Origin of the sequence: Deinococcus depolymerans, from assembly GCF_039522025.1 — a bacterium.
In the GTDB taxonomy this organism is placed as follows: Bacteria; Deinococcota; Deinococci; order Deinococcales; family Deinococcaceae; genus Deinococcus; species Deinococcus depolymerans.
Window position 1 is genome coordinate 1 of the sequence record NZ_BAAADB010000019.1, and the last position, 14,768, is coordinate 14,768.

The 14,768-nt window shown below is 70.9% G+C and carries 14 protein-coding genes; 9 read left to right on the plus strand and 5 right to left on the minus strand.

Going from position 1 to position 14,768, the window contains the following annotated elements; translation table 11 throughout:
- Positions 1-573 precede the first annotated feature (573 nt).
- Positions 574-2,001, minus strand: a complete 1,428-nt coding sequence (locus ABDZ66_RS10225; RefSeq protein WP_343758462.1) for an aminotransferase-like domain-containing protein — start codon at positions 1,999-2,001, stop codon at positions 574-576.
- Positions 2,002-2,099: 98 nt separating this feature from the next.
- On the opposite strand from ABDZ66_RS10225, the gene ABDZ66_RS10230 reads away from it, so the two are divergent.
- Positions 2,100-3,302, plus strand: a complete 1,203-nt coding sequence (locus ABDZ66_RS10230; RefSeq protein WP_343758465.1) for a benzoate/H(+) symporter BenE family transporter — start codon at positions 2,100-2,102, stop codon at positions 3,300-3,302.
- 357 nt (positions 3,303-3,659) lie between these two features.
- Here ABDZ66_RS10230 and ABDZ66_RS10235 read toward each other — a convergent pair whose 3' ends face one another.
- Positions 3,660-4,676 (minus strand): LLM class flavin-dependent oxidoreductase, encoded by a 1,017-nt coding sequence (locus ABDZ66_RS10235; protein WP_343758467.1) that lies wholly within the window; start codon positions 4,674-4,676, stop codon positions 3,660-3,662.
- 110 nt (positions 4,677-4,786) lie between these two features.
- Between ABDZ66_RS10235 and ABDZ66_RS10240 the strand changes: the two genes are divergently transcribed.
- Positions 4,787-5,374 carry a hypothetical protein gene (locus ABDZ66_RS10240; RefSeq protein ID WP_343758470.1) on the plus strand — a complete coding sequence of 196 codons (588 nt, stop codon included), beginning with the start codon at positions 4,787-4,789 and terminating at the stop codon, positions 5,372-5,374.
- A gap of 205 nt (positions 5,375-5,579) precedes the next feature.
- Here ABDZ66_RS10240 and groL read toward each other — a convergent pair whose 3' ends face one another.
- A complete protein-coding gene (groL, locus tag ABDZ66_RS10245; RefSeq protein ID WP_343758472.1) occupies positions 5,580-7,214 on the minus strand; it encodes a chaperonin GroEL in 1,635 nt (544 codons plus the stop codon).
- Between the two features lie 145 nt (positions 7,215-7,359).
- Positions 7,360-7,647 (minus strand): co-chaperone GroES, encoded by a 288-nt coding sequence (gene groES, locus ABDZ66_RS10250; RefSeq protein WP_221091337.1) that lies wholly within the window; start codon positions 7,645-7,647, stop codon positions 7,360-7,362.
- A gap of 278 nt (positions 7,648-7,925) precedes the next feature.
- Between groES and ABDZ66_RS10255 the strand changes: the two genes are divergently transcribed.
- The 5 genes from ABDZ66_RS10255 to ABDZ66_RS10275 are packed head-to-tail and all read left to right on the plus strand — an operon-like array spanning position 7,926 to position 11,330.
- Positions 7,926-8,534, plus strand: a complete 609-nt coding sequence (locus tag ABDZ66_RS10255; RefSeq protein ID WP_343758477.1) for a GGDEF domain-containing protein — start codon at positions 7,926-7,928, stop codon at positions 8,532-8,534.
- Between the two features lie 29 nt (positions 8,535-8,563).
- Positions 8,564-9,196, plus strand: coding sequence for a nucleoside deaminase (locus ABDZ66_RS10260; RefSeq protein ID WP_343758479.1), 633 nt, complete (start codon positions 8,564-8,566; stop codon positions 9,194-9,196).
- Positions 9,193-10,152, plus strand: coding sequence for an NUDIX domain-containing protein (locus tag ABDZ66_RS10265; protein WP_343758481.1), 960 nt, complete (start codon positions 9,193-9,195; stop codon positions 10,150-10,152). The genes ABDZ66_RS10260 and ABDZ66_RS10265 overlap by 4 nt, the downstream gene beginning before the upstream one ends.
- Positions 10,149-10,757, plus strand: a complete 609-nt coding sequence (locus ABDZ66_RS10270; RefSeq protein ID WP_343758483.1) for a histidine phosphatase family protein — start codon at positions 10,149-10,151, stop codon at positions 10,755-10,757. The genes ABDZ66_RS10265 and ABDZ66_RS10270 overlap by 4 nt, the downstream gene beginning before the upstream one ends.
- Positions 10,758-10,778: 21 nt before the next feature.
- Positions 10,779-11,330, plus strand: coding sequence for a GNAT family N-acetyltransferase (locus tag ABDZ66_RS10275; RefSeq protein ID WP_343758485.1), 552 nt, complete (start codon positions 10,779-10,781; stop codon positions 11,328-11,330).
- Between the two features lie 141 nt (positions 11,331-11,471).
- On the opposite strand, the gene ABDZ66_RS10280 is transcribed toward ABDZ66_RS10275, so the two are convergent.
- On the minus strand, positions 11,472-11,987 hold the full coding sequence (locus ABDZ66_RS10280; protein ID WP_343758487.1) for a M23 family metallopeptidase: 516 nt from the start codon (positions 11,985-11,987) through the stop codon (positions 11,472-11,474).
- Positions 11,988-12,160: 173 nt separating this feature from the next.
- Between ABDZ66_RS10280 and ABDZ66_RS10285 the strand changes: the two genes are divergently transcribed.
- A complete protein-coding gene (locus tag ABDZ66_RS10285; protein ID WP_343758489.1) occupies positions 12,161-13,504 on the plus strand; it encodes a M16 family metallopeptidase in 1,344 nt (447 codons plus the stop codon).
- On the plus strand, positions 13,497-14,753 hold the full coding sequence (locus tag ABDZ66_RS10290; protein WP_343758491.1) for a M16 family metallopeptidase: 1,257 nt from the start codon (positions 13,497-13,499) through the stop codon (positions 14,751-14,753). The genes ABDZ66_RS10285 and ABDZ66_RS10290 overlap by 8 nt, the downstream gene beginning before the upstream one ends.
- Positions 14,754-14,768 lie beyond the last annotated feature (15 nt).

The following is a 14,768-nucleotide window of genomic DNA, read 5'->3' on the forward strand; positions in this document are numbered from 1 at the left end:
CTGGGCGTGCGAGGCATAGTCACTTCGCATCAAGGCCCATGAGACCGGGGAATTTCAAGCCCCTGCCTCCTGGGCCTTCGTGCTGGTCGCTGTTCTCTCGCCCGTGGAAACTCTTGGGGCAAGAGTTTTGACTGGCGCGGCGTGTTTGTGTCGGGCGGTGACGGGTCCGGCCTCGACGCCATCCTGCCGCCCCCCGTAAGGCCCGCGCGCTGCGCGCACGACGGCCGGTGGTGATCTGCGGTGGCTGGCAGGGCACCTTGCCGAACGCCGCTGATCGACTTCAAAACCCAGCTTCGGCAGAAGCCCAAAAAGTAGAACCTTCCAGCACGCACCAAGTTGGCTGGCCAGCCCAGCGTCGTGGCAACGCGGCCCGTCGTGCGCGCAGCGCGCGGGGCGCCCGCCGCGAACTCGGAGGTCTGCAACCCCATCCGTGGCCGAACCCGCCAGTCACCCACCGACCACCCTAGAGAAATACCTGCCCAGTGCAACGCCGCTCCCCCTGCCCCCCTGGGGTAGGGGGCTGGGGGGTGGGGAGGCCCGCCGCCAGGCGCCCACCTTCCGACAGAGCCCAATTCACGCCAGCCGCTCACTCCCCCGGCTCGTGAACTCCGCCCAGGCCCGCGCGAGCCGGTTGACTGCTTCGGGGATGTGGTCGGGGTGCAGGGTGAAGGGGATGCGGAGGTACTGGTCGGGGAGGGGGTCGACGCCCATGCTGGCGCCGGGGTAGAGGCGCAGGCCGTGGCGGGCGGCGTGGTGGGTGTAGGCGCTGGCGGTGGGGGTTGGGAGGGTGATCCAGAGGAACTGGCCGCCGGGTGGGGTGGTGAATGTCCAGTCGGGGAGGTGGGTGCGGAGGAGGTGGGCGAGGTGGTCGCGGGCGGGGGTGATGGTGGCGCGGCGCTCGTGGATGAGGGTGGGGAGGTCGGTGAGGAGGTGGAGGGCGAGGTGCTGGGCGGGTTGGCTGCTGCCGAAGTCGGTGAGGGTCTTGGCCTGTTTGAGGGTGGGGGCGAGGGTGGGGGGGAGGCGGAGCCAGCCGATGCGCAGGCCCGCCCAGTAGAGCTTGCTGAGGGAGCCGACGTTGAGGATGGGGGCGTGGGGGGCGAGGGTGCTGAGGCGGGGGGGTGGGGGGGTGTCGGTGAAGGGGAGGTCGAGGAGGGTGTCGTCTTCGAGGGTGGGGAGCCCTGTGTCGTGGAGGTGCGCGGCGAGGTGTTGCCGGGCGGGGTGGGGGAGGGTGGTGCCGGTGGGGTTGTGGTGGGTGGGGGTGAGGAAGGCGAGGCGGGGGTGGTGGGTGCGGGTCTGGTGCGCGAAGTGGTGGGGGTCGAGGTGCTGGGTGGTGACGGGGGTGCCGGTGAGGTGGGCGCCGGCGGCGCGGATGACGTCGATGGCGCCGAAGTAGGTGGGGGTCTCGAGGAGGGCGGTGTCGCCGCGCCGGAGGAGGGTGTGGGCGGTGAGGGCGATGGCCTGCTGGGCGCCGCTGGTGATGAGGATCTGTTCGGGGGTGGTGGGGAGGCCGGCGCGGGTGTAGTGCTGGGCGAGGAGGTCGCGGAGTGCGGGGAGGCCGTGGGGGTGGTAGGGGCTGTCGTAGTGGGCGTGCTGGGTGGCGTCGCGCAGGCGGGTGCGTTGCTGGTCGGTGAGGAGGGGGACGGCGATGGTGAGGTCGATCTCGCTGGGGTGGGCCGCGCCGACGGGGGTGCGCAGCGTGAGGAGGGGCTGGGCGCGGGGGGCGGTGGGGGCGACGTGCGTGCCGCGTCCGACGTGCCGGGTGAGGTGGCCGCTGGCGGTGAGGTCGTCGAGGGCGGTGACGGCGGTGGCGCGGCTGACGCCGAGGAGGGCGGCGAGGGTGCGTTCGGCCGGGAGGCGCTGTCCGGGGGTGAGTTCGCCTCTGTCGATGGCGTGCTGGAGGTGGGTGTGCAGGCGGGTGTGGAGGGGGCCGGGGTGGTCGCGCCAGCCGCGCAGCAGGGCGGCCCAGTGGGGCGCGTCGGTGGGGCTGGGCGGCGTGGGCATGCGCTTCAGCTTACGGGCCAATCTGTCTGGATGAGCAGGCCAATGCGCGGGCCATTGCCTCTGCCCAGGGGGGGCCATCTGGGCGCAGACTCTGGGGCATGACCACGCTCCCTGCCGCCAGTGCTGCGCCCTCGTTCTGGCGGGATTCGCACCCGAGCGCGGTGCTGGCGGGGTTGATCACCATGCTGATCGGCTGGGCGGGCCCGAACGTGCTGATCTACTCGGTGGCGCAGGCCGCGCACCTCAGTGACGGTCAGGCGATGTCGTGGCTGTGGGCGCACGCGCTGCTGGCGGGCCTGACCGGGATCGTCCTGAGCCTGCGGACCCGCATGCCCATCCTGGTCACGTGGAGCACGCCGGGCATCGCGCTGCTCGTGACGGCGTTGCCGGGCATTCCCTTCCCGGAGGCGGTGGGGGCGTTCCTCACGTCGGGTCTGCTGGTGCTGGGTCTGGGGCTGTTCCCGCCGCTGACCAGGGGGTTGCAGGCCATCCCCGCGCCGCTGGCGGCCGCGCTGAACGCCGCGATCCTCCTCCCGTTCGGCTTCCGGGCGCTGCAGGCGTTCGGCACCGCCCCCACGCTGGTGGGCGTGATGATCGTCGCGTACTTCGCGCTGCGGCTGGTCGCGCCGCGCTGGGCAGTCGCGGGCGTCCTCCTGACCGGCGTGGTAGCCAGCGGCGTCCTGAACCTGTGGCATCCGCAGCCCGTCGCGCTGGCCCTCACCCGCCCGGAGTTCGTGCTCCCACAGTTCAGCCTGCACGCCACCCTGAACCTCGCCCTGCCACTCACGCTCCTCGCCTTCACGGGACAGTTCGTGCCGGGTTTCGGCGTCCTGAAGACCAGCGGGTACGAACCCGCGCCCGGCCCGATCCTGCGCGCCTGCGGCCTCGCCAGCAGCGCCGCCGCGTTCGCCGGATGCCACAACCTCACCCTCGGGGCGCTGCTGGCGAACATCGTCACGGGTCCCGAGGCGCACCCGGACGCCCGCAAACGCTACACCGCCGCCGTCTGGGCCGGCGTGTTCAACATGACCGTGGCGCTGTTCGCGGGCACCGTCCTGCACCTGCTGGGCATCCTCCCCACCCAGGCCATCGCCGCACTCGCCGGACTGGCCCTGCTCGCCGCCATGGGCAGCAGCCTCCAGGCCGCCTTCCAGGGTGCCCAGACCGGGAGCCTCGCCGCGCCCGTCGTCCTGCTCGTCGCCCTCAGCGGCATCACCCCGCTCGGCATCGGCGCGCCCTTCTGGGGCATTCTGGCCGGGCTGATCGTGTCCATGATCGAATCCCGGACTCGCGCAACCTGACGGACGTGTGGCATTCCCTGTGCGGATTCCGTCAGTCCGCGCTGCTGCCACTCTGCGGAGCAGCCCTACGGATCGCTCTGCTCGGATGGAAGGGGGGTGGCAACCCCTTCCATCCGGGGGGCCGTATCCCTCCACGGCTTGACACGCGGGGCGCGTCCCTGTAGAGTGATGGTTCTGGTCCGCAAGGACCGTGCAGTGCAGTCCACGTTGTACACGAATGCACTTGAGGGAGGCGCCCACCTCTAGGATTGACGAAAACACGGGCGCGCGAACAGAGGCAGTCGCCGGTCACACCGGCCTCCCTGATCCCCCAGAAAGCCACCCGAGCGGGTGGCTTTCCTCATTCAGCGTGCCGCCTCAGCGCCAGCCGAGGCCAGGGGCGACGTGCGTCAGGATGCTCCCGATCAGGTGCGCGTTGTAGTCCACGCCCAGCTGGTTCGGCACGGTGAGCAGCAGCGTGTCGGCTTCCGCGATCGCCTCGTCCTGCCGCAGCTGCTCGATCAGGCGGTCCGGTTCGTCGGCGTAGCTGCGGCCGAACACGGCGCGGTACTGGTCGATGGCGCCGAACTGGTCGCGACCGGCCTGCCGTCCGAAGTACGTGCGGTCCTGGTCGTTCACGAGGGCGAAGATGCTGCGGCTGACGGACACGCGCCCCTCGCGGGCGTGCCCGGCCTCGCGCCACGCGGCGCGGTAAGCGCGGATCTGCTCGGCCTGCTGCACGTGGAACGGCTTGCCACTCTCGTCGACCTTCAGGGTGGAACTCTGGAGGTTCATGCCCATCCGCGCGGCCCACTCGGCGGTCGCGTTCGACGCGGCGCCCCACCAGATCCGGTCCCGCAGGCCCGCCGAGTACGGCTCCAGGCGCAGCAGGCCGGGCGGGTTCGGGAACATCGGGCGGGGGTTCGGCTGCGCGAAGCCTTTGCCCTCGATCACGTCGAGGAACACCTCGGCGTGCCGCCGCGCCATGTCCGCGTCGGTCTCGCCGGGGGCGGGCGCGTACCCGAAGTGCCGCCACCCGTCGATCACCTGCTCCGGCGAGCCCCGGCTGATGCCCAGCTGCAGCCTCCCGCCGGAGATCAGGTCGGCGGAACCGGCGTCCTCGGCCATGTACAGCGGGTTCTCGTAGCGCATGTCGATCACGCCCGTGCCCAGCTCGATGCGGTTGGTTTTCGCGCCCATCGCGGCCAGCAGCGGGAACGGCGAGCCCAGCTGCTGCGCGAAGTGATGCACCCGCACGTACGCGCCGTCCGCGCCCAGCTCCTCGGCGGCGACGGCCAGATCGATGGTCTGGTGCAGGACGTCCGCCGCCGAGCGCGTGCCCGACTGCGGGGACGGATTCCAGTGCCCGAACGAGAGAAAGCCGATCTTCTTCATGGGCACAGGCTAGCGCCTATGGTTGAAAAAGTAAATCGGTTTGATTGGCAAATCTGAATATGGGTCGTGAAACGGATACCAGCATCCAGCCCGGCGGCTACCCTCAGCACATGGCCCGCAAACCCCGTACGAGACTCGTTGACCGCAGCGAGTATGACGAGATCACCGGGCGCCTGCAGCACTACGCCTGTTTCCATTGCCGCAAGGCCTTCAAACAGGGCTTTCCCAGGTCCGGGCACACGCTCCCATGCCCGCAGTGCCGCCAGCCCATGACGAACATGGGCACCGACTTCAGGGCCCCCGCCCAGCGCGAGCGCAGGCAATGGCAGAAAGTTCAGCAGCTCGCTCAGGCAGGCGTCCGGTTCTTCCCCGTCGGCAGCACGGGCACGCCCGGTGACCGTCCCGCGACCCTGGCGGAATTCCCCGCCTTCCTGCGGCGCATCCACCCGCCCAGCGCCGGGCAGCAGGAGTTGGAACGCGAGCCCAGCACGAAGTCTTCCGCCCCAAGAGAAGGCCGACTGGTCCAGCGCGGCCGGTTCCCACATCAGACCTATGAACTGCTGGGGGATGCACTGCACAGTGGTGCAGCTCTTGAACTCTTCAGGGAGGGCCGCTGGCAACCCATCACGTTCATGACCCGGGGAAGTGGGGGGCCACTCTTCCACACCCCTTCTTCTACCCCAGAACCAGTGTCATGACATACGTGTCGCACGCTCCGGTGTTTGTGACGCAGCGACATCGTCTGCGTTGGCCCGCACCATAGAAGAAAGCCGGAGCATCACGCCCCGGCTTCCCTCGCTCAGCCTCCGGCCATCAGCCGTCAGCCTTCTGCGTTTCTGGTGGCCTCAGACTCGGGGGCGGCCCCTCGTCTTTCTTGACCAGTCAACGCAGGAGTTGTTGCTCTTAGAAGTCCATGCCGCCCATGTCGGGGCCGCCGGCGGGTGCGGGGGCGGCCTTTTCGGGCTTGTCGCTGACGATGGCTTCGGTGGTGAGGATCAGTGCGCCGATGCTGGCGGCGTTCTGCAGCGCGGTGCGGGTGACCTTGGCGGGGTCGACGATGCCGGCGGCGACCATGTCGTCGACGTACTCGCCGGTGGCGGCGTTGAAGCCGAAGCGGGGCTTGTCGCTGTTGATGACGGCGTTCACGATGACGCTGCCTTCTTCACCGGCGTTCGCGGCGATCTGACGGGCGGGCTCTTCGAGAGCGCGGATCAGGATGCGGGCGCCGGTGGCCTCGTCGCCGGTCAGGCTCTCGGCGGCCTTGCGGACGGCGGGGATGATGCGCAGCAGGGTGGTGCCGCCGCCGGAGACGATGCCTTCCTCGACCGCGCTGCGGGCGGTGCTCAGGGCGTCCTCGTAGCGGTGCTTCTTCTCTTTGAGTTCCGTTTCGGTGGCGGCACCGACGCGGATGACGGCGACGCCGCCGGCGAGCTTGGCGAGGCGCTCCTGGAGTTTTTCCTTGGCGTAGTCGCTGTCGGTGGTGTCCAGTTCGCCCTTGATGGCGTTGACGCGGGCGTCGATCTGGGCCTGCTCGCCTTTCCCGTCGACGATGGTGGTTTCGTCTTTGGTGATGCGGACGCGGGCGGCGCGGCCGAGCATGTCCATGGTGGTGTTCTCGAGCTTGTGGCCGAGGTCTTCGCTGACGACTTCCCCGCCGGTGACGGCGGCGATGTCGCGCAGCATTTCCTTGCGGCGGTCGCCGAAGCCGGGGGCCTTGACGGCGGCGATGTTCAGGGTGCCGCGCAGCTTGTTGACGACCAGGGTGGCGAGCGCTTCACCTTCGACGTCCTCGGCGATGATCAGCAGGGGGCGGCCGGTCTGCGCGACCTTCTCGAGGACGGGCAGCAGGTCTTTCAGGGCGCTGACCTTCTTCTCGTAGATGAGGATGTAGGCGTCTTCGAGGACGGCTTCCATGGTGTCGGGGCTGGTGATGAAGTAGGGGCTGATGTAGCCCTTGTCGAACTGCATGCCTTCCACGACGTCCACTTCGGTGTCGAAGCCTTTGCTTTCTTCGATGGTGATGACGCCTTCCTTGCCGACCTTGTCCATCGCGTTGGCGATTTCCTCGCCGACCTGCTCGTCGTTGGCGCTGATGCCGGCGACTTTCTTGATGGCTTCGCTGTCCTCGACGGGCACGGCGAGGGTCTTGATTTCCTCGATGGCGGCGGCGACGGCTTTCTCGATGCCGCGCTTCAGGGCGAGGGGGTTGGCGCCGGCGGCGACGTTGCGCAGGCCTTCTTTCACGACGGCCTGGCCGAGCACGGTGGCGGTGGTGGTGCCGTCACCGGTGATGTCGTTGGTCTTGCTGGCGACTTCTTTCAGCAGCTGCGCGCCGATGTTCTCGAGCTTGTCTTCCAGCTCGATTTCCTTGGCGACGGTCACGCCGTCCTTGGTGATGGTGGGGCTGCCGAATTTCTTCTCGATGACGACGTTGCGGCCGCGCGGCCCGAGGGTCACTTTGACGGCGTTGGCGACGGCGTTCACGCCTCGTTCGAGGGCGCGGCGGGCTTGTTCATCGAACACGAGCTGTTTAGCCATGGTGATGCTCCTTTGGGGGCGGTGAGTGCAGAGCGCTGGGCTCTGGGGTCACGCCTGTTGAGTGGGATGGGGTGGGGGTTGGCTCCCCTGTGGGGGAGCGGTCAGCGCCGCTGACTGAGGGGCTGGGCCTCGGTCGGCGGGCGCGTTACTCGACGATGGCGAGGATGTCGCGTTCGGCGAGGATGGAGTAGTTCTTGCCTTCGAGGCTGACTTCGGTGCCGCCGTACTTGGCGAAGTAGACGGTGTCGCCTTCCTTGACGTCCAGCGCCACGCGGGTGCCGTTGTCGAGCATCTTGCCGCTGCCGACGGCGATGACCTTGCCGCGCTGGCTCTTCTCTTTGGCGGTGTCGGGGACGTACAGGCCGCCGGCGGTCTTCTGCTCGGCTTCCTCGATGATTTCAACCAGAACGCGGTCACCTAAGGGTTTCAGCATGTTGTGTCCTCCTGTGAGTTGGGGTGTGGAGCTTCGGCCTGCCGGACGCTCCGGCTGTTTTTGCCGTTCCGCACGCAATCCTAGGCGCGAAGTGACAAAAATGTCAAGTCGGGGAATCTGACAATTTGAGTCTGGTGCGCTCAAGGTGCGCCAGCACGCGCAAAGCGCATATGCCCTTGCCATCTCATAGCACAAACGTATATATGTAAGGAGAACATACGCACACAACCCGGCGCCTGGCGTGCCCGCACGCCCCCACCCCAGGAGGACTCCCGCACATGGCCACACGCCCCGCCATCCTGTCCCGCAACGCCTTCGAGGACGCCTTCGACGCCCTCGGCGCCGCCCCCCTCACCCTCGCCGTCCTGGACCTCGACCACTTCAAGACCCTGAACGACACCCTGGGCCACAGCGAAGGCGACCGCGTCCTGCGCGGCGTGGAACGCCTGCTGTCCGGCAGCCTCCCGTCGGGCAGCGTCATCGGCCGCATCGGCGGCGACGAGTACGCCTGCCTGCTCCCCGAAACCGCCGCCGAGACCGCCCTGATCCTCCTCGACGAGGTCATCAAGCACTTCCACATCCACCGCGACCCCCACTGGCCCAAGAGCCTGGGCCTCAGCGTCGGCCTCGCCTCGCGCCCCGCCCACGCCACCCACTACGCCGAGCTGTACCGCGCCGCCGAGGAAGCCCTGCTGCGCGCCAAACGCGAGGGCCGCGCCCGCGCCTGCATCTACGTGGAAAGCAAGATGGTCCTGAAAAGCAACTACTACAGCAAGAGCCAGCTCGACCGCCTCGCCAAACTGAGCGGCGCCCTGGGCCGCACCGAGGCCAGCCTGCTGCGCGAGGCCGTGGACGACCTGATCGAGAAGAACCGGGGTGAACTGTGACCGGGGTGGTGGGGGGTGGGGAGTGGGAAGTGGGAGGAGAGGCTGGGGCACTCGGCGCAGGCTGGCACGCGGCCCTGTCGGAGGCGTGGGACGCGTACCTGCACGGTTCTTATCCCGTCGGGGCCTGCGTCGTGGACGAGCGTGGACAGGTGATCGCCAGGGGCCGCAACCGCCTGAGTGAACGCCGCGCCGTCGAGCAGGGCGTGATCAGCGGGCATGACCTGGCGCACGCGGAAGTGAACGCCCTGCTGAACCTGACCACCACGCCCCGCCCCGAGTGCTACTCGTGGACGCTGCTCACGACCCTGCAACCGTGCCCGCAGTGCGCCGCCATCGCGGCGATGGGCGGCATGCGGCACGTATCCTACGCCGCGCCGGACGCCTGGATTGCCGAGTCGAACCTCCTGACGCACGATCCGTACGTGGCCCGCAAGGGCGTGAGGGTATCCAGAGCCCCGGAGCCCGTGCAGAGGGCGGCGCTGCGGCTGGTGCTGGTCGCCCACCTGGAGGACGGACAGGACCCGGACAGCCCCATGCTGCGCAGCTTCGCGTCGTACCCGGACGACGTTCACGCGGCGGCCGCCCTGCACGCCGCCGGCACCCTGGCGGCCCTGCGTGACCAGCGCGCTCCGCTGGCCGAGGCGCTGGCGGTGCTGGCATGACCCGCCCCGCCTTCGTGGACCTGTCGCCGGGCCTGGACCGTGTGGGCCGCGCCTGCGCGTGGATCGAGCGGGGGGACGGCTTCGTGCTGATGACGGGCCTGGAGTGGGGCGGGTGGACCCTGCCGGGCGGCGGCATCCACCCCGGCGAGACACCCGAGGTGGCCGCGGCCCGCGAGGCGTGGGAGGAGGCGGGCGCACACGCCGAGGTCGCGGGCGCCCCGTTCCCGATCGTGGGCGTCACTGGGGTCGAGAGCGTGTGCGTGCCCCTGCACCTGACCCGCCTGGAGCCCAGCCCGGAGGGCCGCCCCGTCACGTGGGTGAATCCCCGCTCGCTGCCGTGGGCGCAGGATCACCAGCTGCGGCAGGGCCTCGCGGCGCGCGGGCAGACGCCACCACACCTGGAGGTTCCGCCGCTGGTGCAGGCCGCGCAGGCGGTCGCCAGTCCCGATTTCGCGGGGGGCTGCTCGCCCGAGACGGGCCGCCTGCTGCGGACCCTGGCGGCCACGCGCCCCGGCGGGCGGGTGCTGGAACTCGGGACGGGAACCGGCGTGGGCGCGGCGTGGCTGCTCTCGGGCCTCGACCGCGCCGGGCGCCTCCTGACCGTGGAGGCCGACCCGGCGCGGGCCGAGGTGGCCTGGGCCGCGCTGCAGGCCGACCCGCGCGCCCGCGTGCAGCGCGGCGACTGGGGTGACGTGCTGCGTGACGGGCCGTTCGACCTGATCTTCGCGGACTGCGCGCCCGCGAAGACCCTGGACGCGCTGGACCGGCTGGTGCGGGCCCTGCGGCCCGGCGGGACGCTGATCATGGACAACTTCAGCCCGCCCGCCTTCATGTCGCCCGACCGGCACGCGGGCGACCCGCTCAGGGACGCGCTGTTCAGGCACCCGCAGCTGACCTGCACCGAACTGGAAGTCCGCCGCCGCGAACGCGTGCTGCTGGCCGTGAGGACCGCGTGACCGGCGAGCTGCACCTGACCGTCCTGCGCCACGGCCGCAGCCGCGCCGACGACGAGAACGTCCACGAGGGCCGATACGACAGCCCCCTGAACCCGGAAGGTGAGGCGCAGGCGGCCGCGCTGGCCGCGTACTGGAGGGCGAACCCGCCGGGCTTCGACCGGGCGTACTGTTCCACCCTGCAACGGGCGCACGGCACCGCCCGCATCGTCACGGACGCCCTGGGCGTGCCCCTGACCCCCACGGACCTGCTGCGCGAGTGGGACAACGGGCCACTGGCCGGCATGGGCCGCGAGGCGGCGCTGGAACGCTACCCCATCCCGGCGTTCCGGCACGACCTCGACCCGTTCACCGCCGAGGGGGGCGAGAGTCAGGCGGCGATCCGCGCCCGCGCGCTGCACGCCCTGGAACTCGTGTGGAATGGCGGCGGCCAGCGGGTGCTGCTCGTCACGCACGGCGGCTTCGGGAACAGCCTGCTGCGTGAACTGCTGGGCGCCTCGCGCGGCTGGTTCGCGTTCGGGGACACGGCCTTCGCCACGCTGCGCCTGAATCGGGGCAGCCACACGGCCCTGCTGACCGGCGTGAACCTCACGCCACACCTGCCCTGACCCGCCCCGTACAGTACCCGCATGCGCCACGACCTGACCCTGGTAGACGGCCCGTACACCCTGCGCCCCCTGACCGACGCGGACACCGCCCCGCTGATGGCACTGGCGCGGGCGCACGCGGCCGAGTACGCCCGCATGGGCACCTTTCCCACCCAGGAGCGCTACTACACCGGCGCGCTGGACGCCCCGGATCAGCTGCCGTTCGTGAAACTGGTCGGCGGCGAACTGGCCGGCGCGACCCGCTTCATGGAGATGCGCCCCGCGCACCGCCGCCTAGAGATCGGGAGTACCTGGCTGGCCCCGGCGTTCATGCGCACGCCCGCCAACCGCACCTTCAAGCGTCTGCTGCTGGACCACGCCTTCGGCCAGATGGGCATCCTGCGCGTGGAGATCAAGACGGACATCCTGAACACCCGCAGCCAGCAGGCCATTGAGCGTCTGGGGGCGACCCGCGAGGGCGTCCTGCGCCAGCACATGCCCCGCCCGGACGGCACGCAGCGCGACACGGTCATGTACTCCATCATTGCGGAGGAATGGCCGCAGCTTCGGGCGCGGCTGCTGGGTGCCACCTGATACGGACTCCGTTTGTTTCGTTAACAGATCGGACCACCACCGATCTGTCAACTCCACGTCCGGAACCCGGTTTTCTCCCACTCGCTTCGCTCGGATTGAACGGCTCTGTAAGCCATTCAATCGGAGTCCGTATGACCACCCCTACTCGTTGATCAGCAGCGGGTAGGGGTTGATCGCGCCGCCCGCCGCGTAGATCCCGTAGTGCAGGTGCGGGGGCGTGCCCTTTGCGTTCCCGCTGTCGCCCACGTAGCCCACCACGTCGCCCTGCTCGACCCAGTCGCCGCGCTTCAGGTCCGGGTAGCGTTCCAGGTGCGCGTAGTAGTGCCGCTGCCCGCCCGGCCCGAGGACCATGACGGTCCGGCCCCCCAGGTTGTTCGGGCCGACGTTCACGACCACGCCGCGCGTCGTGGCGCGGATGGGCGTGCCGCGCGGCGCGAAGATGTCCACGCCCTCGTGCCGGCGGCCCTGACTGCGCGCCCCTCCCCAGGTGTCCACGAAGCGCTGGCCCGGCAGCGGATTGGGCAGCGACCCCTCGGTCGCCCCCGGCTCCGACAGCAGGGCCGCGTACCGCCGCGCACCCTCAATCTGCGGCCACAGCAGGAACGCCGCGCCGCCCAGCACCGCCAGCGTCACCAGCCAGCCCAGCACCCGCCTCATTCCTGCCCTCCAGTGCGTCCTGGCCTCATCCTGCCCAGCATGGCGTGCGGGGGCCGCGCCCGAACCGGACAAAAGTTGCAGAGTGCCCCCACCATGAAGCCCGCCTCAACGGGGCCGGACCGGACCGTGCGCGCGGCCCCCGTCGGCCGCGCCGGGCAGGGTAGACTGACCGGATGCCCGCGCGTTCCCACCCCATTCCCGCGCACCTCTGGACGCTGCCCGGCGGCCTGACGGTCGCCTTCGAACGCCGGTCCGGTCCCGGCTTCGCCTTCGACCTGCGCGTGCCCGTCGGCAGCGCCCACGATCCTGCCGGGCAGGAAGGGGCCAGCGGCGTGCTGGAAGAATGGCTGTTCAAGGGTGCCGGCGGACTGGACGCCCGCGCCCTGCAGGACGCCTTCGACGACCTCGGCGTCCGCCGGGGTGGCGGGGTCGGCCCCGAAGCGACCCGCTTCTCCGTCAGCGGCCTGACCGCCGACCTGCGCGCCGCGCTCACCCTGACCGCCAGCGTCCTGAACAGCCCTCACCTGCCGGAAGACGAACTGCCGGTCCTGACCGACCTGGCCCGCCAGGACCTCGAGGGGCTGCTGGACAGTCCCGCCGACCGCCTCGCCACGCTGGCGCGGCAGACGGCGTTCCCCACCCCGCCCGGCGCGCCCCTGAGCGGGTACGGGCACCCCGCCAGCGGCACCCCGCAGGGCCTGGAAGCCCTGACGCCCGCCTCGCTGCGCGCCCACCTGCAGCGCTACGGGCAGGCAGGCAGCGTCCTGGGCCTCGTGGCGGACCTGGACCCCGGCGAGGCCCGCGACCTGACGGCCGCCGCGCTCGGCGACCTGCGCCCCGGCGTGCACGACCCCATTCCCGCTGCGCTGCGCACCCGCGCCCACGCGCACACCACCGACCCCGACGCCGAGCAGACGCACCTGAGCCTCACCATGCCCGGCGTACCCCCCGGCCACCCGGACTGGATGGCGTGGCAGGTCGCCCTGACCGCCCTGAGCGGCGGCAGCGCCAGCCGCCTGTTCCACGCGGTGCGCGAGGAACGCGGCCTGGCATACGCCGTGAGCGCCAGCCCGGTCATCCTGGGCGGGCAGGGATTCCTGGGCGCGTACGCCGGCAGCACCCCCGCCCGCGCACCCGAGACGCTGCAGGTCATCCTGGCAGAACTGCACCGCCTCCCGCAGGGCCTGACGCCCGCCGAGTTCGGCCGCGCCCGCGCCGGCCTGGACGCCAGCGTGGTCTTCGGCGCCGAGAGCATGCGCGCCCGCGCGCACGCCCTGACCCGCGACGCCGCCGTGTTCGGCCGGATCCGCAGCGTCCCGGAACTCCGCGAGGCCCTGGCCGCCCTGACCCTGGACGACGTGAACGCCTTCCTGGCCCGCTACCACCCCGCGCCGGACGTCACGACCGTCACCATCGGCCCCGAGGCGCACGGCCCCGGCGAACCCCTGACGGCCGGGAACGCCGAACCCACCCCCCCACAGCCTTCCGATCACCCCAGCGAGACCCTGCATGCCTGACCCTGCCCCCCAACACCACCGCCTGCCCGGCGGCCTGACCCTGCTGCTGGAACCCGACCCGGACGCCCAGACCGTCGCCGCCGGTTACTTCGTGAACACCGGCAGCCGCGAGGAAAGCGCCGCCGAGATGGGCGCCAGCCACTTCATCGAGCACCTGCTGTTCAAGGGCAGCGACACCCTCAGCGCCGCGCAACTGAACGAACGCCTCGACGACCTCGGCGGGCACGCCAACGCCTTCACCAGCGAGGAAGCGACCGTCTACCACGCCGCCACACTCCCGGAACGCACCACCGACCTGCTCGGCACGCTGACCGAACTGATGCGCCCCGCCCTGCGCCCCGACGACATCACCACCGAACGCGGCGTGATCCTCGAGGAGATCGCCATGTACGCCGAACAGCCCGCCGTGCGCGTCACGGACGAACTGCGCGCCGACTACTGGGGCGACCACCCGCTCGGCTGGCCCATCCTGGGCACCGCCGCCACCGTCACGGCCCTCACGCCGGACGCGCTGCGCCGCAACCACCGCGACCGCTACGGCGCCGACCGCGTCACCCTGACCGTCACCGGCCAGTTCGACCCGCCCGCCGTGCTGGACTGGGCCCGCACCCACCTGCAGGACTGGCCCGCCGCGACCCGCCCCGCCCCCCCACGCCTGCCCGCCCCGCGCCCGGACCGCGCCGCGCCCCGCCACCCCGGCACCGTCCGCGTCATCAACGACCCCACCCTGAGCCGCGTGCAGGTCACGGCCGCCACGCCCGGCCTGGACGCCACCCACCCGCTGCGCGAGGCGGCGCACGTCCTGGCCGACCTGATCGGCGGCGAGAACGGCGCGCTGTACTGGCACCTGATCGACGACGGCACCTGCGACAGCGCCGACCTGGGCCACCTGGAATACCAGGACGCCGGCACCTTCGAGGGCGGGTTCTCCTGCGACCCGGACCGGGCCGCCGCCGCGCTCGCCACGTACCGCCGCGTGCTGACCGGTGCGGGCGACCTGATCACCCCGGTCGCCGTGCGCCGCGCCGCCCGCAAACTCGCGGTGGGCACCCTGCTGCGCGCCGAGACCCCCCAGGGCCGCCTGTTCGCGCTGGGCATGGAACACCTCGCCACCGGTCACCCCCTCACCACCGAGGAACACGTCCGCCGCTACGAACAGGTCACCGCCGACGACGTCCGCGAGGTGCTGCGCCTGTGCCCGCTCGACCACCTGACCGTCGTCGCCCTGGGGCCCATCGACCAGCTCTGATCCCGGGCCAGTTCA